Genomic DNA, 17,983 nt, shown 5'->3' on the forward strand with positions numbered 1-17,983 from the left:
CCCCCTACCCCCGCCCCCCCTCCCCGCGTCCCCCCCCCCCCCCCCCCCCCCCCACCCCCGCCGACGTCGACGTGTCTCATCACACCACTTCGGCGACCCCGGTCCTTTGACGCCGGAAACTGGCGGCCGCTACTCTGGACGGCGGTGCCCGGACCGATCGGGCTCCCGCGCGCACGTCACCTGCCCGGTCCACGACCAGCGGCCGGCGACGCAGGACCTTCAGGCGGACCGCCCGGAGACGTCACCACGGCCTCGTTCGGCCGGTCGGCGTCACCCTGGTGCGCCACGCCCGAGCGCGAGGTGCCGAGCAACAGATCGACCCGAGGCAGTCGCAACGATTGCAGCAACGAGACGGAGAAGTAGTGCCCACGATCCAGCAGCTGGTCCGCAAGGGCCGGTCGGTCAAGTCGAGCTCCTCGAGCACGCCGGCCCTCAAGGGGAGCCCGCAGCGCCGTGGCGTGTGCACCCGCGTGTACACGACCACCCCGAAGAAGCCGAACTCGGCCCTGCGGAAGGTGGCGCGCGTCCGCCTCTCGAGCGGCATCGAGGTCACCGCCTACATCCCGGGCGTGGGGCACAACCTCCAGGAGCACTCGATGGTGCTCGTCCGCGGCGGTCGTGTGAAGGACCTCCCCGGCGTCCGCTACAAGATCGTGCGCGGCGCGCTCGACACGCAGGGCGTGAAGAACCGCAAGCAGGCCCGGAGCCGCTACGGCGCCAAGAAGGAGAAGAAGTAATGCCTCGTAAGGGCCCTGCCCCGAAGCGTCCCGTCGTCGTCGACCCGGTCTACGGCTCGACCATCGTCACGCAGCTCGTCAACCGCGTGCTCCTCGACGGCAAGAAGTCCACCGCCGAGCGGATCGTCTACGGCGCCCTCGAGGGCGTCCGCGGCAAGACCGAGGGCGACCCCACGGCCGTGCTCAAGCGCGCCATGGACAACGTGCGCCCCTCGCTCGAGGTGCGCTCGCGGCGCGTGGGTGGCTCCACCTACCAGGTGCCGGTCGAGGTTCGCCCCTCCCGGTCCACCACGCTGGCCCTGCGCTGGCTCGTCGACTACGCCCGCGCCCGCCGCGAGAAGACGATGACCGAGCGCCTGATGAACGAGATCCTCGACGCCTCCAACGGGCTCGGTGCGGCGGTCAAGCGTCGCGAGGACATCCACAAGATGGCCGAGGCCAACCGCGCCTTCGCGCACTACCGCTGGTGACCGAGCGCGGCCGGGGCGACCCGGCCGCGTTCGCCGACCGACCGACACCGAACCTCACGAGGAGAACGCGACGTGGCAACTGACGTCATGACCGACCTGACCAAGGTCCGCAACATCGGCATCATGGCGCACATCGACGCCGGCAAGACGACGACGACCGAGCGGATCCTCTTCTACACGGGCGTCAACCACAAGCTCGGTGAGACCCACGACGGCGCGTCGACGACCGACTGGATGGAGCAGGAGCAGGAGCGCGGCATCACCATCACGTCCGCCGCGGTCACGTGCTTCTGGGACACCAACCAGATCAACATCATCGACACGCCCGGCCACGTCGACTTCACGGTCGAGGTCGAGCGCTCGCTGCGCGTGCTCGACGGCGCGGTCGCGGTCTTCGACGGCAAGGAGGGCGTGGAGCCCCAGTCGGAGACGGTGTGGCGCCAGGCGGACAAGTACGACGTCCCCCGCATCTGCTTCGTCAACAAGATGGACAAGCTCGGCGCGGACTTCTACTTCACCGTCGACACGATCGTCAACCGGCTCGGCGCCAAGCCGCTCGTCCTCCAGCTCCCGATCGGCGCGGAGAACGACTTCATCGGCGTCGTCGACCTGCTCCAGATGAAGGCCCTCGTGTGGCCGGCGGACTCCAAGGGCGACACCACGCTCGGTGCGAGCTACGAGACCCAGGAGATCCCGGCCGACCTGCGCGAGAAGGCGGAGCAGTACCGCGCCGAGCTCGTCGAGGCCGTCGCGGAGTCGGACGAGACCCTCATGGAGAAGTTCTTCGAGGGCGAGGAGCTGACGATCGAGGAGCTCAAGGCGGGCATCCGCAAGCTCACGGTCAACTCCGAGGTCTACCCGGTCCTGTGCGGCTCGGCGTTCAAGAACCGCGGCGTGCAGCCGATGCTCGACGCGGTCGTGGACTACCTGCCCAGCCCGCTCGACGTCCCCGCGATCCCGGGCACCGACCCGAAGGACGAGGAGAAGGTCATCGAGCGGCACGCCGACACGACGGAGCCGTTCGCCGCGCTCGCGTTCAAGATCGCCGTGCACCCGTTCTTCGGCCGGCTGACCTACATCCGCGTGTACTCCGGGACGATCAAGTCCGGTTCGCCCGTCCTCAACTCGACCAAGGGCAAGAAGGAGCGCATCGGGAAGATCTTCCAGATGCACGCCAACAAGGAGAACCCGGTCGAGGAGATCGGCGCCGGCCACATCTACGCGGTCATCGGCCTCAAGGACACGGCGACGGGCGACACGCTCTCCGACGTCAACGACCCGGTCGTGCTCGAGTCGATGACCTTCCCGGAGCCGGTCATCCACGTCGCGATCGAGCCCAAGACCAAGGGCGACCAGGAGAAGCTCGGCACGGCGATCCAGAAGCTCGCCGAGGAGGACCCGACGTTCACGGTCCGCCTCGACGACGAGACCGGTCAGACGGTCATCGGCGGCATGGGCGAGCTCCACCTCGACGTCCTCGTCGACCGCATGAAGCGTGAGTTCCGCGTCGAGGCCAACGTCGGTGCGCCGATGGTCGCCTACCGCGAGACGATCCGCCGCACGGTCGACAAGGTCGATTACACGCACAAGAAGCAGACCGGTGGCTCCGGCCAGTTCGCGAAGGTCCAGGTCTCGTTCGAGCCGCTGGACACCGAGGACGGCGAGCTCTACGAGTTCGCCAACGCGGTCACCGGTGGTCGCGTCCCGCGGGAGTACATCCCGTCGGTCGACGCCGGCATCCAGGACGCCATGCAGGGCGGCGTCGTCGCGGGCTACCCGCTCGTGGGCATCAAGGCCACCCTGCTCGACGGCGCCTACCACGACGTCGACTCCTCGGAGATGGCCTTCAAGATCGCCGGCTCGATGGCCCTCAAGGAGGGCGTGAAGAAGGCGGACCCCGTCCTTCTCGAGCCGATGATGGACGTCGAGGTGCGTACGCCCGCCGAGTACATGGGCGACGTCGTCGGCGACATCAACTCGCGGCGTGGCATGATCCAGTCGATGGAGGACGCCACCGGCGTCAAGGTCGTCCGGGCGCTCGTGCCGCTGTCCGAGATGTTCGGGTACGTCGGGGACCTGCGGTCGAAGACCCAGGGTCGCGCGGTGTACTCGATGCAGTTCCACAGCTACGCCGAGGTTCCTCGGAACGTCGCTGAGGAGATCGTCAAGAAGACCCGGGGCGAGTAGGTCCCACGGGCCGCACCCCAGCACCACACCCGACCGACCCGTAGGATCCATCTGCCCCTGGCGTGGGCATCCGGTTCTCGCCAGACAGACGACTACCCGAGTCCCAGGAGGACACCACAGTGGCTAAGGCCAAGTTCGAGCGGACCAAGCCGCACGTCAACATCGGCACGATCGGTCACGTCGACCACGGTAAGACGACGCTGACCGCGGCGATCTCGAAGGTTCTGGCGGACCAGTACCCGGACCTCAACGACTTCACGCCGTTCGATCAGGTCGACAACGCTCCCGAGGAGCGTCAGCGCGGCATCACGATCAACGTCTCGCACGTCGAGTACCAGACGGAGAAGCGCCACTACGCGCACGTCGACGCCCCTGGTCACGCCGACTACGTGAAGAACATGATCACCGGTGCGGCGCAGATGGACGGCGCGATCCTCGTGGTCGCGGCGACCGACGGCCCGATGGCCCAGACGCGTGAGCACGTGCTGCTCGCCCGTCAGGTCGGTGTGCCCTACCTCCTCGTGGCGCTCAACAAGTCCGACATGGTCGACGACGAGGACCTCCTCGAGCTCGTCGAGATGGAGGTCCGTGAGCTCCTCTCGGACCAGGAGTTCCCCGGCGACGACGCCCCCGTCGTGCGCGTCTCGGCGCTCAAGGCGCTCGAGGGCGACGAGCAGTGGGTCAAGTCGGTCCAGGACCTCATGGCCGCCGTCGACGAGAACGTCCCGGACCCGGTCCGCGACATCGAGAAGCCGTTCCTCATGCCCATCGAGGACGTCTTCACGATCACCGGTCGTGGCACGGTCGTCACCGGCCGTGTCGAGCGTGGTCAGCTCAAGGTCAACGAGGACGTCGAGATCGTCGGCATCCAGGAGAACAAGCAGACCACCACGGTCACGGGCATCGAGATGTTCCGCAAGCTGCTCGACACCGCGGACGCCGGCGAGAACGTCGGTCTCCTCCTGCGCGGCACCAAGCGCGAGGACGTCGAGCGCGGCCAGGTCGTCTGCAAGCCCGGGTCGATCACGCCGCACACGCAGTTCGAGGCGCAGGTCTACATCCTCGGCAAGGACGAGGGTGGCCGCCACAACCCGTTCTACTCGAACTACCGCCCGCAGTTCTACTTCCGCACCACGGACGTCACCGGCGTCATCCAGCTGCCCGAGGGCACCGAGATGGTCATGCCGGGCGACAACACCGAGATGACGGTCGACCTCATCCAGCCCATCGCGATGGAGGAGGGCCTCGGCTTCGCCATCCGCGAGGGTGGCCGCACCGTCGGCTCCGGCCGCGTCGTCAAGATCCTCAAGTGATCTGAGCCGGCTCCGGCCGGCGCACCGTGAGGGCCCGGTCTCCCGCGAGGGAGGCCGGGCCCTCACGCATGTCCGACGTCGGGGGAGCGGCCGGTGACCTGGTGCGGAGCCTCACACGGCGAGCGGTCCACCCGGGGTTCCGGCCGTGGTCGTGCGCTGGTAACGTTGTCGGTCGGACACGGGTGCGCGCCCAGGCGTGCACCGACCGTCGCAGGCACTCCAACCTACGACGGGCAGACGTTGCGGAGACCGGGTACGCCCGGCATGCCGCAGGCCGGCACGCACGGACCGAGGTCCGGGAGTGCGGGGCGTGGGCGCGAGGCCCGCGACGGTAAGCATCCAACGGTCAGGCCCACACGGGTCGCTCGGGCCGGACGTGCGCGAAGTGCGACACGCCCGGGCGCGGGGGTCGGCCGACGCAAGGGTACGAGAGAGGTATGACGACGCCATGGCGGGACAGAAGATCCGCATCCGGCTCAAGTCCTACGACCACGAGGTCATCGACAGCTCGGCGCGCAAGATCGTCGACACGGTGACGCGCGCTGGTGCGACGGTCGTGGGCCCGGTGCCGCTGCCGACGGAGAAGAACGTCTTCGTCGTCATCCGGTCGCCCCACAAGTACAAGGACAGCCGCGAGCACTTCGAGATGCGCACGCACAAGCGGCTCATCGACATCATCGACCCGACGCCGAAGGCCGTCGACTCGCTCATGCGGCTCGACCTGCCGGCGGACGTCAACATCGAGATCAAGCTCTGAGGAACGACGCCATGACCACCACTTCCCAGCAGACAGCCGGGGCCACCGTCAAGGGTCTCCTCGGCACCAAGCTCGGCATGACCCAGGTGTGGGACGAGGACGGGCTCCTCGTCCCCGTGACCGCCGTCAAGGTGGACACCAACGTCGTGACCCAGATCCGCACGGTCGAGCGCGACGGCTACACCGCCGTCCAGATCGCCTACGGCGAGATCGACCCGCGACGCGTGACCCAGCCGCTGCGCAAGCGCTTCGACGCCGCCGGGGTCACCCCTCGCCGGCACGTCACCGAGCTGCGCACCGCCGACGCCGAGGAGTACTCGGTCGGCCAGGAGCTCGACGGCTCCACCTTCGAGACCGGCCAGCGCGTCGACGTCGTCGGCACGACCAAGGGCAAGGGTCTCGCGGGCGTCATGAAGCGGCACGGCTTCGCCGGTGTCTCCGCCTCGCACGGTGCGCACCGCAACCACCGCAAGCCCGGGTCGATCGGCGGCGCCGCGACCCCCGGCCGCGTGTTCCGCGGCCAGAAGATGGCCGGCCGCATGGGCGTCGCCCGGCGCACGGTCCAGAACCTCACCGTCCACGCCGTGGACCTCGAGCACGGCGTTCTGCTGATCGCCGGCGCGGTCCCCGGTCCCAAGGGCGGCCTCGTCGTCGTCCGCTCCGCCGCGAAGGGGGCCTGACCATGACCGCCATCGACGTCATCGACGCCACCGGCAAGAAGACCGGCACCGCGGACCTCCCCGCCGAGGTCTTCGACGTGCAGGCCAACACGGCCCTCATGCACCAGGTCGTCGTCGCGCAGCTCGCGGCGGCCCGCCAGGGCACCCACGCCACCAAGACCCGCGGCGACGTCCGCGGCGGTGGCAAGAAGCCGTACAAGCAGAAGGGCACGGGCCGTGCCCGTCAGGGTTCGACCCGCGCCCCGCAGTTCGCCGGCGGTGGCGTGGTCCACGGACCGCAGCCGCGCGACTACAGCCAGCGCACCCCGAAGAAGATGAAGGCCGCCGCCCTGCGTGGCGCCCTGTCCGACCGGGCCCGCGCCGGCCGCGTCCACGTGGTCTCCTCGCTCGTCGAGGGTGACACCCCGTCGACGCGCGCCGCCCGCGCGACGCTCACGAGCCTCGCCGGCTCGCGCCGCGCGCTCGTGGTGCTCACGCGCACCGACGAGGTGGCCGCACTCTCCGTGCGCAACCTCGCCGAGGTCCACGTCCTGTGGGTCGACCAGCTCAACACGTACGACGTCCTCGTCAACGACGACGTCGTGTTCACCTCCGCGGCGCTCGACGCTCTCGTCGGCACGCGCGCGGACGAGGAGGAGTCGAAGTGAGCCTCGAGGCCGTGAAGAACCCCCGCGACGTCATCGTCCGACCCATCGTGTCGGAGAAGAGCTACAACCTCATCGACCAGGGCAAGTACACCTTCGAGGTGGACCCCCGATCGAACAAGACCGAGATCAAGCAGGCGATCGAGCAGATCTTCGACGTGAAGGTCTCGTCCGTCAACACGATCAACCGGGCGGGCAAGACCCGTCGCACGCGCAACGGCATGGGCAAGCGCAAGGACACCAAGCGCGCCATCGTCACCCTGCGCTCCGGGACCATCGACATCTTCGGTGAGGTGGCCGGCTGACCGCCGGTCGGATTGGGATCGAGGGAACCAGAACATGGGAATCCGTAAGTACAAGCCGACCACCCCGGGCCGTCGCGGCTCGAGCGTGGCCGACTTCGTCGAGATCACGCGCTCCACGCCGGAGAAGTCGCTCGTCCGCCCGCTCAGCAAGTCCGGGGGCCGCAACTCCTCCGGTCGGATCACCACCCGGCACAAGGGTGGCGGCCACAAGCGCGCGTACCGCGTCATCGACTTCCGTCGTCACGACAAGGACGGGGTGCCGGCCACGGTCGCGCACATCGAGTACGACCCGAACCGCACCGCGCGCATCGCGCTGCTGCACTACGCCGACGGCGAGAAGCGCTACATCCTCGCGCCGACGCGGCTGAGCCAGGGCGACACGGTCGAGGCCGGCCCGGGCGCGGACATCAAGCCGGGCAACTCGCTCCAGCTCCGCAACATCCCTGTCGGTACGACCGTGCACGCGATCGAGCTCCGCCCCGGTGGCGGCGCGAAGATCGCCCGCTCGGCCGGCTCGTCGGTCCAGCTCCTCGCGAAGGAGGGGATCTACGCCGCCCTGCGCATGCCGTCGGGCGAGATCCGTCGGGTGGACGCGCGTTGCCGCGCCACGATCGGCGAGGTCGGCAACGCCGAGCAGTCGAACATCAGCTGGGGCAAGGCCGGCCGCATGCGGTGGAAGGGCAAGCGCCCGACCGTCCGCGGCGTCGTGATGAACCCGGTCGACCACCCGCACGGCGGTGGTGAGGGCAAGACCTCCGGCGGTCGCCACCCGGTGAGCCCGTGGGGGCAGCCCGAGGGCCGTACCCGCCGTCCGAACAAGCCCAGCGACAAGCTGATCGTGCGTCGTCGCCGGACCGGCAAGAAGCGCTGAGCCAAGGAGCACTGACGAGATGCCACGCAGCCTGAAGAAGGGCCCCTTCGTCGACGACCACCTGCAGAAGAAGGTGGACGTCGCCAACGAGAAGGGCTCGAAGAACGTCATCAAGACCTGGTCCCGCCGGTCGGTCATCACCCCCGACTTCCTGGGCCACACCTTCGCCGTGCACGACGGCCGCAAGCACGTCCCGGTGTTCGTCACCGAGGCGATGGTTGGTCACAAGCTCGGGGAGTTCGCCCCGACGCGTACCTACCGCGGGCACGACAAGGACGACCGGAAGGGCCGCCGCCGCTGAGGCGCGCGCCCGACGACCAGCAGAGGTAAGGCAGAGACATGGAAGCCAAGGCGCAGGCGCGATTCGTTCGCGTGACGCCCATGAAGGCACGCCGCATCGTGGACGTGGTCCGCGGCAAGCGCGCCGAGGAGGCCGTGGACGTGCTCCGGTTCGCCCCCCAGGCGGCGGCGGAGACCGTCCGCAAGGTGCTCGAGTCGGCGATCGCCAACGCACGTGTGGTGGCCGACCGCGACGGCGAGCGCTTCGACGCGGGCGAGCTCCGCGTGCTCGAGGCGTACGTCGACGAGGGTCCGACCATGAAGCGGTTCCGGCCGCGCGCCCAGGGGCGCGCCGCCCGGGTGCTCAAGCGGACGAGCCACATCACCGTCGTCGTCGGCGACGAGTCCGAGGTGCCCGCGGGCGCCGGAAGCAAGGGAGGGACCAACTAGTGGGTCAGAAGGTCAACCCGACCGGTTTCCGGCTCGGCATCACCACCGACCACCGTTCGCGCTGGTTCGCCGACTCGACCAAGGAGGGGCAGCGCTACCGCGACTACGTCCGCGAGGACGTCGAGGTGCGCAAGCTGATGTCCCGCGGCCTCGAGCGCGCCGGCATCTCCAAGGTGGACATCGAGCGCACGCGCGACCGCGTCCGCATCGACCTCCACACCGCGCGACCGGGCATCGTCATCGGCCGCCGCGGCGCCGAGGCCGACCGCCTGCGCGGCGACCTCGAGAAGCTCACGGGCAAGCAGGTCCAGCTCAACATCCTCGAGGTGAAGAACCCCGAGATGGACGCGCAGCTGGTGGCCCAGGGCATCGCCGAGCAGCTCGCCTCGCGCGTCTCGTTCCGCCGCGCCATGCGCAAGGGCATGCAGTCCGCCCAGCGCGCGGGCGCCAAGGGCATCCGTGTGCAGTGCGCCGGCCGCCTCGGCGGTGCGGAGATGTCGCGCTCGGAGTTCTACCGCGAGGGCCGGGTGCCCCTGCACACGCTCCGCGCGAACATCGACTACGGCTTCTTCGAGGCCCGCACGACCTTCGGCCGCATCGGCGTCAAGGTCTGGATCTACAAGGGCGACGTCACCGAGAAGGAGTTCGCCCGCCAGGAGGCCGACGCCGGCTCGCAGCGCGGTCCCCGTCAGGGACGCGGCGGTGGCCGTGGCCCGCGCCGGGACTCGCGGCCCGCCCCGGCCGCCACCGAGGGTGCCCCCGCGGCGCCCGCTACGCCCACGACGGAGGCCTGAGCATGCTCATCCCCAGGCGGACCAAGCACCGCAAGCAGCACCACCCCGGGCGCCGGGGCACCGCGACGGGTGGCACCACCATCTCGTTCGGTGACTACGGCATCCAGGCCCTCGAGCACGCCTACGTGACCAACCGGCAGATCGAGGCCGCCCGTATCGCCATGACCCGTCACGTCAAGCGTGGCGGCAAGGTGTGGGTGAACATCTTCCCGGACCGCCCGCTCACGAAGAAGCCGGCCGAGACCCGCATGGGGTCCGGCAAGGGCTCCGTCGAGTGGTGGGTGTCCAACGTCAAGCCGGGCCGAGTGATGTTCGAGCTCGCCGGCGTCCCCGAGGACCTGGCCCGCGAGGCCATGTCCCGTGCGCAGCACAAGCTCCCGATGAAGACGCGATTCGTCGTGCGTGAAGGTGGTGAGGGCTGATGGCCATCGGATCGAAGGGTCTGACGCCGATCGAGCTCGACGAGATGGACGACTCGGTCCTCGCCGAGAAGCTTGCCGAGGCCAAGGCCGAGCTGTTCAACCTGCGGTTCTCCTCGGCCACCGGCCAGCTCGAGGACCACGGCCGGCTCAAGGCCGTCAAGCGGGACATCGCGCGCATCTACACGATCGCGCGTGAGCGCGAGCTCGGGCTGCGCACCGCGCCGGCCCCGGCCGAGACCACGAAGAAGAAGTGAAGGACGACATGAGCGAGAACACGAGCTCCGCCGTCGAGCAGGCGACCGAGGACGAGCGGAACTACCGCAAGTCCCGTCGCGGCTACGTCGTGTCGGACAAGATGGACAAGACCGTCGTCGTCGAGGTCGAGGACCGCGTCAAGCACGCGCTCTACGGCAAGGTCCTGCGCCGCACCGAGCGGGTGAAGGCGCACGACGAGAACAACGAGGTCGGCGTGGGCGACCTGGTCCGGATCATGGAGACCCGGCCGCTGTCCGCCACCAAGCGCTACCGCGTCACCGAGATCATCGAGAAGGCCCGCTGACGCGGGTCTCCCGACCCACCATCACATCCGTTCGGCCAGGCTCGCCCGGCGAGAACCGGCACGACGACAGGAGTAAAGAATGATCCAGCAGGAGTCGCGGCTCAAGGTCGCCGACAACACGGGTGCGAAGGAGATCCTCTGCATCCGTGTGCTCGGTGGCTCCGGCCGACGCTACGCCGGCATCGGCGACGTCATCGTCGCCACCGTCAAGGACGCCATCCCGGGCGGCAACGTCAAGAAGGGCGACGTCGTCAAGGCGGTCATCGTCCGCACCCGCAAGGAGCGTCGTCGTCCCGACGGCAGCTACATCCGTTTCGACGAGAACGCCGCCGTCATCCTCAAGGCCGACGGCGACCCGCGCGGCACCCGCATCTTCGGCCCGGTCGGCCGCGAGCTGCGCGACAAGAAGTACATGCGAATCATTTCCCTGGCGCCGGAGGTGCTGTGATGGCGAAGATCAAGAAGGGCGACCTCGTGGTCGTCATCGCCGGCCGCGACAAGGGCAAGCAGGGCCGTGTCCTCAAGGTCGACGTGGCCAAGGACCGCCTGATCGTCGAGGGCGTCCAGCGCGTCACCCGCCACACGAAGGTCGGCCAGTCCTCGTCGGGCGGCACGTCCGGCGGCATCGAGACCGTCGAGGCGCCGATCCACGTCAGCAACGTCATGCTCGTGGACCCGGAGACGAAGAAGGGCACCCGCGTGGGGTACCGCACCGAGCAGGTGGAGCGCGACGGACGCGAGCGCAACGTGCGCGTCCGCATCGCCAAGCGCTCCGGTAAGGACGTCTGACATGACCGAGACCACCACCGTCGCGTCGCCGCGCCTCAAGGAGCGCTACCGCTCCGAGATCAAGGCCGGCCTGCGCGAGGAGTTCGGCCACGCCAACATCAACCAGGTTCCCGGCCTCGTCAAGGTCGTCGTGAACATGGGTGTCGGTGACGCCGCGCGCGACAGCAAGCTCATCGAGGGCGCGATCCGCGACCTCACCCTCATCACCGGCCAGAAGCCGCAGGTCACGAAGGCCCGGCGCTCCATCGCGCAGTTCAAGCTGCGCGAGGGCATGCCGATCGGCGCGCACGTCACGCTGCGCGGCGACCGCATGTGGGAGTTCCTCGACCGCCTGCTGTCGATCGCCCTGCCGCGCATCCGCGACTTCCGCGGGCTCAGCGCCAAGCAGTTCGACGGCAACGGCAACTACACCTTCGGTCTCAACGAGCAGTCGATGTTCCACGAGATCGACCAGGACGCCATCGACCGGGTCCGCGGCATGGACATCACCGTGGTCACGTCCGCCATCAACGACGACCAGGGGCGCTCGCTGCTCAAGCGCCTCGGCTTCCCCTTCAAGGAGGACTGATCCGTGGCCAAGACCGCTCTCAAGCAGAAGGCCTCGCGCGCCCCGAAGTTCAAGGTGCGCGGCTACACCCGGTGCCAGCGCTGCGGACGTCCGCACTCCGTGTACCGGAAGTTCGGCCTGTGCCGCGTCTGCCTGCGCGAGATGGCCCTGCGCGGCCAGCTCCCCGGCGTCACCAAGTCCAGCTGGTAATTCACTGACGTCGCAGGTCCGAGACGGAAACCGCGACGAGGAAGGGCTGCTGCCCACCATGACCATGACCGATCCCATCGCAGACATGCTGACGCGTCTGCGCAACGCCAACTCGGCCTACCACGAGTCGGTGTCGATGCCCTACTCCAAGCTCAAGGCCGCGATCGCCGAGATCCTGCAGGCCGAGGGCTACATCGCCGGCTCCAGCGTGGAGGACGCCGAGGTCGGCAAGACCCTCGTGCTCGCGCTGAAGTTCGGCCCGAACCGTGAGCGCTCGCTCGCCGGCGTCCGCCGCGTGTCGAAGCCCGGGCTCCGCGTCTACGCGAAGTCCACGAACCTGCCGCGCGTCCTGGGCGGCCTCGGTGTGGCGATCCTGTCCACCTCCTCCGGTCTGCTGACCGACCGTGAGGCCGGCGACAAGGGCGTGGGCGGGGAAGTCCTCGCCTACGTCTGGTGATCGGGAAGGAAGTCACACTATGAGCCGCATCGGAAAGTACCCGGTCTCCGTGCCCTCGGGCGTCGAGGTCACCATCGAGGGTCCCGCCGTGTCCGTCAAGGGCCCCAAGGGCACCCTGTCGCACACGGTCAAGGAGCCCATCACCGTCGCCCGCGACGACGACGGCGCGATCGTCGTCTCGCGTCCGGACGACGAGCGTGAGTCCCGCTCGCTGCACGGCCTCACCCGCACGCTGATCAACAACATGGTCATCGGCGTGACGGACGGCTACACCAAGGGCCTGGAGATCGTCGGCACGGGTTACCGCGTCGTCGCCAAGGGATCGAACCTCGAGTTCGCCCTCGGCTTCTCCCACCCCGTGGTCGTCTCCCCGCCGGAGGGCATCACGTTCACCGTCGAGGGCCCCACCAAGATCAAGGTCTCGGGCATCGACAAGCAGCTCGTGGGCGAGACCGCCGCGAACATCCGCAAGATCCGCAAGCCCGAGCCGTACAAGGGCAAGGGCGTGCGGTACGAGGGCGAGCAGGTCCGCCGCAAGGTCGGAAAGGCTGGTAAGTAACGATGGCGATCACGATCAAGGGCAAGGGGCGCCGCGTCGCCCGCTCCCGTCGCCACTTGCGCGTGCGCAAGCACGTGCACGGCACGGCCACCCGTCCGCGCCTCGTCGTCACCCGCAGCTCGCGCCACATGGTCGCGCAGCTGGTCGACGACACGGCCGGCATCACGCTCGCCTCGGCGTCCACGCTCGAGGCCGACCTCCGCTCCGCCGGTGCGGAGAAGGTCGAGAAGGCCCGCACGGTCGGCCGCCTCGTGGCCGAGCGCGCCAAGGCCAAGGGTGTCACGGCCGCGGTCTTCGACCGCGGCGGCAACAAGTACCACGGCCGCGTGGCCGCCGTCGCCGACGGCGCCCGCGACGCGGGCCTGGAACTCTGACCCCGAGTAGAGAGCTCAAGGAGAGACACATGGCTGCACAGCAGCGAGACCGAAGCTCCGGCTCGGCCACGACCGGCGGGTCCACGGAGGGCCGTGACGACCGCCGCGGCCGCGGCGACCGCCGGGGTGGGCGCGACAACCGTCGCGAGGAGAAGAGCCAGTACATCGAGCGCGTGGTGACCATCAACCGCGTGTCCAAGGTCGTCAAGGGCGGCCGCCGCTTCAGCTTCACCGCGCTGGTCGTGGTGGGCGACGGCGACGGCACCGTGGGCGTCGGCTACGGCAAGGCCAAGGAGGTGCCCGCGGCGATCGCCAAGGGGACCGAGGAGGCCAAGAAGAACTTCTTCAAGGTGCCGCGCGTACGCAACACGATCCCGCACACCGTGCAGGGCGAGGACGCCGCGGGCGTCGTCTTCCTGCGCCCGGCCGCGCCGGGTACCGGAGTCATCGCCGGCGGTCCCGTCCGCGCCGTCCTCGACTGCGCCGGGATCCACGACATCCTCAGCAAGTCGCTCGGCTCCTCGAACGCGATCAACATCGTCCACGCGACGGTGCAGGCGCTGAAGAACCTCGAGCAGCCCGAGTCCGTGGCCGCTCGCCGCGGCCTGCCGCTCGAGCGCGTCGCCCCGGCGGCGATGCTTCGGGCGCGCGCCGAGGGTGAGGCCAAGGAGCGCGACGCGAAGGCCGACGACGCCGCCAAGGCCGAGAACGAGGCCGCCGTGGCGGGGGTGTCCGCGTGATGACCCAGCTCAAGGTGACCCAGACGAAGTCCACCATCGGTGGCAAGCAGTCCCAGAAGGACACGCTGCGGAGCCTCGGCCTGCGCAAGATCGGCCAGTCGGTCGTGCGCGAGGACCGCCCCGAGGTCCGCGGCATGATCAGCACGGTGGCGCACCTCGTCACCGTCGAGGAGGTCGACTGACCATGTCGGAGGAGACGACGGGCGCCTCGCGCCCGATCAAGGTCCACCACCTGCGTCCCGCCCCCGGCTCGAAGACCGCGCGCACGCGGGTCGGCCGTGGTGAGGGTGGCAAGGGCGGCAAGACGGCCGGCCGCGGCACCAAGGGCACCGGCGCGCGCTACCAGGTTCCCGCAGGGTTCGAGGGTGGCCAGACGCCGCTGCACATGCGGCTGCCGAAGATGCGCGGGTTCAAGAACCCGTTCCGCGTCGAGTACCAGGTGGTCAACCTGGACGCGCTCGGCGCCAGCTTCCCCGACGGCGGCACGGTCGGTGTCGAGGAGCTCGTGGCCAAGGGCCTGGTCCGCAAGGGCCGGCCGGTCAAGGTGCTCGGCGACGGCGAGCTGTCCGTCGCGCTCACGCTGAGCGTCGACAAGGCCTCGGCGTCCGCGCGCCAGAAGATCGAGGCGGCGGGCGGCACGGTCACCACCGCGTGACACCGACCCGCACGTGACGAAGGGCGACCCGGCCAGGCCGGGTCGCCCTTCGTCGTCCCCGGACCAGGCCCGACGCGGGGAGGGGGATCTACGTCACGTCCAGCCCCGACCCCGGCGCCCGAGAGGTCCTGGGGCGGCAGGTAGGGTGACCCAGGCGCTCCGTGCGCCGCGGACCGCTCGCTCACCGCGCAGCCGGTCGACGACCATGATCAGGAGACGAACTAGGTGCTGAGCGCATTCCTCCAGGCGTTCCGGACTCCGGACCTTCGGCGCAAGCTGCTGTTCACGCTGGGGATCATCGCGATCTACCGGATCGGGGCGTTCGTCCCCGCCGTGGGCGTGAGCTACCCGAACGTCCAGCAGTGCCTCGGCGCCGCGCAGCAGAACGACCTCATGGGGATGATCAACCTCTTCTCCGGCGGGGCGCTGCTCCAGCTCTCGGTCTTCGCCCTCGGTGTCATGCCCTACATCACCGCCAGCATCATCACGCAGCTCATGCGCGTGGTCATCCCGCGGTTCGAGGAGCTCCACAAGGAGGGCTCCTCCGGGCAGGCCAAGCTCACGCAGTACACCCGGTACCTCACGGTCGGCCTCGCGCTGCTGCAGTCCGCCGTCGTCGTCACCGTCGCGAACAACGGGCTCTTCCCGGGCTGCCCGGTCGACCCGGTCCCCGACACCTCGCCGATCGCGCTGCTGGTCACCGTCATCTCGCTGACCGCGGGCACGGTCCTCATCATGTGGTTCGGCGAGCTCATCACCGAGCGCGGCGTCGGCAACGGCATGTCGCTCCTCATCTTCGTCTCGATCGCCGCCTCGTTCCCGTCGGCCATGCTGACCGTGGGCCGTGGCGACGGCGGCGTCGGCCGCTTCGCGCTCATCGTCGGGCTGCTGCTCGTCATCACCCTCGTCATCGTGTTCGTCGAGCAGAGCCAGCGCCGCATCCCCGTCCAGTACGCCAAGCGGATGGTCGGGCGACGCACCTACGGCGGCTCCTCGACCTACATCCCGCTGAAGATCAACATGGCCAACGTCATCCCGGTCATCTTCGCGTCGTCGATCCTCATGCTGCCGACGATGGCGGCGCAGTTCGGCGACCCCACCGAGGGCTGGGTGCAGTGGGTGCTCGTCAACTTCTCGCCGCAGAGCGCCGGCTACATGATCCTCATGGCCGTGATGATCCTGTTCTTCGCGTTCTTCTACACGTCGATCACGTTCAACCCCGAGGAGATCTCGGACAACATGAAGCGCGCGGGCGGCTTCATCCCCGGCATCCGTGCCGGCCGCCCGACCGCCGAGTACCTGCGGTACGTCACCACGCGCATCACGACCGTCGGCGCCATCTACCTGACGATCGTCGCGCTCATCCCGACGATCGCGCTGGCCGCCATGAACGTCACCCAGCTGCCGTTCGGCGGGACGTCGATCATCATCGTCGTCGGCGTCGGTCTGCAGACCGTCAAGGAGATCAACTCCCAGCTCCAGCAGCACCACTACGAAGGGTTCCTGCGATGACCTCTCGACTCGTCCTCCTCGGCCCCCCGGGAGCCGGCAAGGGCACCCAGGCCGGCCGGATCTCCGACGCGCTGGGCGTGCCCGCCATCTCGACGGGCGACATCTTCCGGCAGAACGTCGCCCAGCAGACCGAGCTCGGCAGGCGCGCGCAGCGCTACATGGACGCGGGCGAGTACGTGCCCGACGAGGTCACCAACGCGATGGTGCGGGACCGCCTGGCCGAGGAGGACGCCCAGGGCGGCTTCCTCCTCGACGGCTACCCGCGCACGGCCGACCAGGTGGCCGAGCTCGACGGCATGCTCACCGCGGCCGGCACCCAGCTCGACGTGGTCGTCGAGCTGACGGCCGACACCGACGAGGTCGTCACCCGCCTGCTGCAGCGCGCGAAGGAGCAGGGCCGCGCGGACGACACGGAGGTCGTCATCCGACGTCGCCTCGAGGTCTACGCCGAGCAGACCGCGCCCCTGGCCCAGATCTACGCCGACCGGGGCCTGCTCGTGCAGGTCGACGGCATGGGAGACATCGAGTCGGTGACCGAGCGCCTCCTTGCCGCCCTCCCGTCGGCGCGCTGAGGCTGCGGTCGTGCGCGGAAAGATCGAGTACAAGTCCGACGCCGAGATCCGGTCGATGCGGACCCCGGGACTCGTCGTGGCCGCGATCCATGCGGCCGTGCGCGACGCGATCGCGCCCGGGCGCACCCCCGTCGACCTCGACGACGTCGCGGCGGCGGTGCTGCGCGAGCACGGCGCGGAGTCCAACTTCCTCGGCTACCACGGCTTTCCCCGGCACATCTGCGTCTCGGTCAACGACCGGGTCGTCCACGGCATCCCCGACGACCGACCGCTCGTCGAGGGCGACGTCGTGTCGGTCGACGCCGGCGCCGTCGTCGACGGCTGGCACGGCGACGCGGCGTTCACGACCACGGTGGGGGAGCCGAGCGAGCGCGACGCCCACCTCGTCGAGGCCACGCGCCGCGCGATGTGGGCCGGCGTGGCGTCGATCGCCCGCGGCGGGCACGTGACGGACGTGGGCCACGCGGTCCGCGACGAGGTCGAGGCCTACGACGCCGAGCACGGCACGACCCACGACGTCGTGCGCGACTACATCGGGCACGGCATCGGCACCGCGATGCACATGGCGCCCGACGTCGTCAACCACCGCTCCCGCGTCCCGCGCAACCCGGTGCGTCCGGGTCTCGTCGTCTGCGTCGAGCCGCTGCTGACCGTGGGCTCCCAGGACAACACCATCCTCGACGACGAGTGGACCGTGGTCACCCTGGACGGGTCCCGCGCCGCGCACTGGGAGCACACCGTCGCCGTCCACTCGCGGGGCGCGTGGGTGCTGACGGCACCCGACGGCGGGGCCGCGGAGCTCGCCGCGCGTGGCATCGAGGTCGTCCCGCTCGACGCCTGACCGCCGCGTCCACCTCGACCTGCGGCAGTGGCGGGCGAGTACCCGGCGACCGATGCGGATCCGAGATCCGGTGAACGCTTCCCCTGGCGGTGTGAGCGGCGCTACGGTGTGCACACCTCACCCCCGGGAGGTCATGGTTTGCGTGGCTCCATCGCCGTGCAGACCCGCCGGGCCGAGCAACCGAACGCTCAGCCCGGTGGGGCGCTGCCGTGCGCGACCGGGCCGAGTCGGGCCCCTGGTGCCCCCCTACCACTGACAG

Annotated in this window: 28 protein-coding genes; all 28 read left to right on the forward strand. The window is 69.6% G+C overall.

The genetic code is table 11. From position 1 onward, the window contains the following. Positions 1-362: 362 nt before the first annotated feature. Complete coding sequence (gene rpsL, locus ACZLMO_RS05115; RefSeq protein WP_425708342.1) at positions 363-737, forward strand: 30S ribosomal protein S12; 375 nt, start codon at positions 363-365, stop codon at positions 735-737. Continuing rightward, on the forward strand, positions 737-1,207 hold the full coding sequence (gene rpsG / locus ACZLMO_RS05120; RefSeq protein ID WP_425713583.1) for a 30S ribosomal protein S7: 471 nt from the start codon (positions 737-739) through the stop codon (positions 1,205-1,207). Before rpsL ends, rpsG begins: the two co-directional genes overlap by 1 nt. 72 nt (positions 1,208-1,279) lie before the next feature. Further along, positions 1,280-3,394, forward strand: a complete 2,115-nt coding sequence (gene fusA / locus ACZLMO_RS05125; RefSeq protein WP_463653084.1) for an elongation factor G — start codon at positions 1,280-1,282, stop codon at positions 3,392-3,394. A 119-nt stretch (positions 3,395-3,513) separates the two neighbouring features. After that, positions 3,514-4,707, forward strand: a complete 1,194-nt coding sequence (gene tuf, locus ACZLMO_RS05130; RefSeq protein ID WP_425713581.1) for an elongation factor Tu — start codon at positions 3,514-3,516, stop codon at positions 4,705-4,707. Between the two features lie 448 nt (positions 4,708-5,155). Beyond that, entirely contained in the window at positions 5,156-5,464 is a 309-nt protein-coding gene (gene rpsJ / locus ACZLMO_RS05135; RefSeq protein ID WP_019146773.1) for a 30S ribosomal protein S10, read from the forward strand. Positions 5,465-5,475: 11 nt separating this feature from the next. Continuing rightward, positions 5,476-6,144, forward strand: coding sequence for a 50S ribosomal protein L3 (gene rplC, locus ACZLMO_RS05140; protein WP_425713580.1), 669 nt, complete (start codon positions 5,476-5,478; stop codon positions 6,142-6,144). Between the two features lie 2 nt (positions 6,145-6,146). After that, entirely contained in the window at positions 6,147-6,791 is a 645-nt protein-coding gene (gene rplD, locus ACZLMO_RS05145; protein ID WP_425713579.1) for a 50S ribosomal protein L4, read from the forward strand. Continuing rightward, the gene (rplW, locus tag ACZLMO_RS05150) at positions 6,788-7,093 is read left to right on the forward strand and encodes a 50S ribosomal protein L23 (RefSeq protein ID WP_425713578.1); all 306 of its coding nucleotides are present in this window, start codon (positions 6,788-6,790) and stop codon (positions 7,091-7,093) included. Before rplD ends, rplW begins: the two co-directional genes overlap by 4 nt. Before the next feature lie 34 nt (positions 7,094-7,127). Further along, entirely contained in the window at positions 7,128-7,964 is an 837-nt protein-coding gene (gene rplB, locus ACZLMO_RS05155) for a 50S ribosomal protein L2 (protein WP_425713577.1), read from the forward strand. Positions 7,965-7,983: 19 nt separating this feature from the next. Then, positions 7,984-8,265 carry a 30S ribosomal protein S19 gene (gene rpsS / locus ACZLMO_RS05160; protein ID WP_425713576.1) on the forward strand — a complete coding sequence of 94 codons (282 nt, stop codon included), beginning with the start codon at positions 7,984-7,986 and terminating at the stop codon, positions 8,263-8,265. Positions 8,266-8,303: 38 nt separating this feature from the next. Continuing rightward, the gene (gene rplV / locus ACZLMO_RS05165) at positions 8,304-8,693 is read left to right on the forward strand and encodes a 50S ribosomal protein L22 (protein WP_425713575.1); all 390 of its coding nucleotides are present in this window, start codon (positions 8,304-8,306) and stop codon (positions 8,691-8,693) included. After that, positions 8,693-9,487, forward strand: a complete 795-nt coding sequence (gene rpsC / locus ACZLMO_RS05170) for a 30S ribosomal protein S3 (protein WP_425713574.1) — start codon at positions 8,693-8,695, stop codon at positions 9,485-9,487. Before rplV ends, rpsC begins: the two co-directional genes overlap by 1 nt. Positions 9,488-9,489: 2 nt before the next feature. Next, entirely contained in the window at positions 9,490-9,909 is a 420-nt protein-coding gene (gene rplP, locus ACZLMO_RS05175) for a 50S ribosomal protein L16 (protein ID WP_425713573.1), read from the forward strand. Continuing rightward, entirely contained in the window at positions 9,909-10,163 is a 255-nt protein-coding gene (gene rpmC / locus ACZLMO_RS05180; protein ID WP_425713572.1) for a 50S ribosomal protein L29, read from the forward strand. Before rplP ends, rpmC begins: the two co-directional genes overlap by 1 nt. Before the next feature lie 8 nt (positions 10,164-10,171). Continuing rightward, positions 10,172-10,468 (forward strand): 30S ribosomal protein S17, encoded by a 297-nt coding sequence (gene rpsQ, locus ACZLMO_RS05185; protein WP_425713571.1) that lies wholly within the window; start codon positions 10,172-10,174, stop codon positions 10,466-10,468. 79 nt (positions 10,469-10,547) lie between these two features. Continuing rightward, positions 10,548-10,916: a 50S ribosomal protein L14 gene (gene rplN / locus ACZLMO_RS05190; RefSeq protein WP_425713570.1), complete on the forward strand. Its 369-nt coding sequence runs from the start codon at positions 10,548-10,550 to the stop codon at positions 10,914-10,916. Next, positions 10,916-11,257, forward strand: a complete 342-nt coding sequence (gene rplX / locus ACZLMO_RS05195) for a 50S ribosomal protein L24 (protein WP_425713569.1) — start codon at positions 10,916-10,918, stop codon at positions 11,255-11,257. Before rplN ends, rplX begins: the two co-directional genes overlap by 1 nt. Before the next feature lies 1 nt (position 11,258). Then, the gene (gene rplE / locus ACZLMO_RS05200; RefSeq protein WP_425713568.1) at positions 11,259-11,825 is read left to right on the forward strand and encodes a 50S ribosomal protein L5; all 567 of its coding nucleotides are present in this window, start codon (positions 11,259-11,261) and stop codon (positions 11,823-11,825) included. Positions 11,826-11,828: 3 nt separating this feature from the next. Beyond that, on the forward strand, positions 11,829-12,014 hold the full coding sequence (locus ACZLMO_RS05205; protein WP_425713567.1) for a type Z 30S ribosomal protein S14: 186 nt from the start codon (positions 11,829-11,831) through the stop codon (positions 12,012-12,014). A 58-nt stretch (positions 12,015-12,072) separates the two neighbouring features. Further along, complete coding sequence (gene rpsH / locus ACZLMO_RS05210; protein WP_425713566.1) at positions 12,073-12,471, forward strand: 30S ribosomal protein S8; 399 nt, start codon at positions 12,073-12,075, stop codon at positions 12,469-12,471. Positions 12,472-12,490: 19 nt separating this feature from the next. Continuing rightward, positions 12,491-13,030 (forward strand): 50S ribosomal protein L6, encoded by a 540-nt coding sequence (gene rplF / locus ACZLMO_RS05215; RefSeq protein ID WP_425713565.1) that lies wholly within the window; start codon positions 12,491-12,493, stop codon positions 13,028-13,030. A 2-nt stretch (positions 13,031-13,032) separates the two neighbouring features. Then, positions 13,033-13,404, forward strand: coding sequence for a 50S ribosomal protein L18 (gene rplR, locus ACZLMO_RS05220; protein WP_425713564.1), 372 nt, complete (start codon positions 13,033-13,035; stop codon positions 13,402-13,404). Positions 13,405-13,433: 29 nt separating this feature from the next. Next, complete coding sequence (rpsE, locus tag ACZLMO_RS05225) at positions 13,434-14,144, forward strand: 30S ribosomal protein S5 (RefSeq protein WP_425713563.1); 711 nt, start codon at positions 13,434-13,436, stop codon at positions 14,142-14,144. After that, on the forward strand, positions 14,144-14,326 hold the full coding sequence (gene rpmD, locus ACZLMO_RS05230) for a 50S ribosomal protein L30 (RefSeq protein WP_425713782.1): 183 nt from the start codon (positions 14,144-14,146) through the stop codon (positions 14,324-14,326). Before rpsE ends, rpmD begins: the two co-directional genes overlap by 1 nt. Positions 14,327-14,328: 2 nt before the next feature. Further along, positions 14,329-14,799 carry a 50S ribosomal protein L15 gene (gene rplO, locus ACZLMO_RS05235; protein ID WP_425713562.1) on the forward strand — a complete coding sequence of 157 codons (471 nt, stop codon included), beginning with the start codon at positions 14,329-14,331 and terminating at the stop codon, positions 14,797-14,799. 225 nt (positions 14,800-15,024) lie between these two features. Next, on the forward strand, positions 15,025-16,311 hold the full coding sequence (gene secY, locus ACZLMO_RS05240; RefSeq protein WP_425713561.1) for a preprotein translocase subunit SecY: 1,287 nt from the start codon (positions 15,025-15,027) through the stop codon (positions 16,309-16,311). Beyond that, positions 16,308-16,883, forward strand: coding sequence for an adenylate kinase (locus ACZLMO_RS05245; RefSeq protein ID WP_425713560.1), 576 nt, complete (start codon positions 16,308-16,310; stop codon positions 16,881-16,883). The genes secY and ACZLMO_RS05245 overlap by 4 nt, the downstream gene beginning before the upstream one ends. A 10-nt stretch (positions 16,884-16,893) precedes the next feature. Continuing rightward, complete coding sequence (gene map, locus ACZLMO_RS05250) at positions 16,894-17,724, forward strand: type I methionyl aminopeptidase (protein WP_425713559.1); 831 nt, start codon at positions 16,894-16,896, stop codon at positions 17,722-17,724. Positions 17,725-17,983: the final 259 nt, after the last annotated feature.

The organism is Georgenia sp. G2120, from assembly GCF_055326485.1.

Excerpts from the sequence above, each read along its gene's own strand:
- rpsQ (WP_425713571.1), top strand. The coding sequence starts at position 10,172 with ATGAGCGAGAACACGAGCTCCGCCGTCGAGCAGGCGACCGAGGACGAG.
- rpmC (WP_425713572.1), top strand. The coding sequence starts at position 9,909 with ATGGCCATCGGATCGAAGGGTCTGACGCCGATCGAGCTCGACGAGATG.
- rpsJ (WP_019146773.1), top strand. The coding sequence starts at position 5,156 with ATGGCGGGACAGAAGATCCGCATCCGGCTCAAGTCCTACGACCACGAG.
- ACZLMO_RS05245 (WP_425713560.1), top strand. The coding sequence starts at position 16,308 with ATGACCTCTCGACTCGTCCTCCTCGGCCCCCCGGGAGCCGGCAAGGGC.
- rplF (WP_425713565.1), top strand. The coding sequence starts at position 12,491 with ATGAGCCGCATCGGAAAGTACCCGGTCTCCGTGCCCTCGGGCGTCGAG.
- rplB (WP_425713577.1), top strand. The coding sequence starts at position 7,128 with ATGGGAATCCGTAAGTACAAGCCGACCACCCCGGGCCGTCGCGGCTCG.
- rplN (WP_425713570.1), top strand. The coding sequence starts at position 10,548 with ATGATCCAGCAGGAGTCGCGGCTCAAGGTCGCCGACAACACGGGTGCG.
- rpsG (WP_425713583.1), top strand. The coding sequence starts at position 737 with ATGCCTCGTAAGGGCCCTGCCCCGAAGCGTCCCGTCGTCGTCGACCCG.
- rplC (WP_425713580.1), top strand. The coding sequence starts at position 5,476 with ATGACCACCACTTCCCAGCAGACAGCCGGGGCCACCGTCAAGGGTCTC.
- rpsS (WP_425713576.1), top strand. The coding sequence starts at position 7,984 with ATGCCACGCAGCCTGAAGAAGGGCCCCTTCGTCGACGACCACCTGCAG.
- rplD (WP_425713579.1), top strand. The coding sequence starts at position 6,147 with ATGACCGCCATCGACGTCATCGACGCCACCGGCAAGAAGACCGGCACC.
- rplR (WP_425713564.1), top strand. The coding sequence starts at position 13,033 with ATGGCGATCACGATCAAGGGCAAGGGGCGCCGCGTCGCCCGCTCCCGT.
- rplP (WP_425713573.1), top strand. The coding sequence starts at position 9,490 with ATGCTCATCCCCAGGCGGACCAAGCACCGCAAGCAGCACCACCCCGGG.
- rplO (WP_425713562.1), top strand. The coding sequence starts at position 14,329 with ATGTCGGAGGAGACGACGGGCGCCTCGCGCCCGATCAAGGTCCACCAC.
- rpmD (WP_425713782.1), top strand. The coding sequence starts at position 14,144 with ATGACCCAGCTCAAGGTGACCCAGACGAAGTCCACCATCGGTGGCAAG.
- rplE (WP_425713568.1), top strand. The coding sequence starts at position 11,259 with ATGACCGAGACCACCACCGTCGCGTCGCCGCGCCTCAAGGAGCGCTAC.
- rpsE (WP_425713563.1), top strand. The coding sequence starts at position 13,434 with ATGGCTGCACAGCAGCGAGACCGAAGCTCCGGCTCGGCCACGACCGGC.
- rplV (WP_425713575.1), top strand. The coding sequence starts at position 8,304 with ATGGAAGCCAAGGCGCAGGCGCGATTCGTTCGCGTGACGCCCATGAAG.
- rpsH (WP_425713566.1), top strand. The coding sequence starts at position 12,073 with ATGACCATGACCGATCCCATCGCAGACATGCTGACGCGTCTGCGCAAC.
- rplX (WP_425713569.1), top strand. The coding sequence starts at position 10,916 with ATGGCGAAGATCAAGAAGGGCGACCTCGTGGTCGTCATCGCCGGCCGC.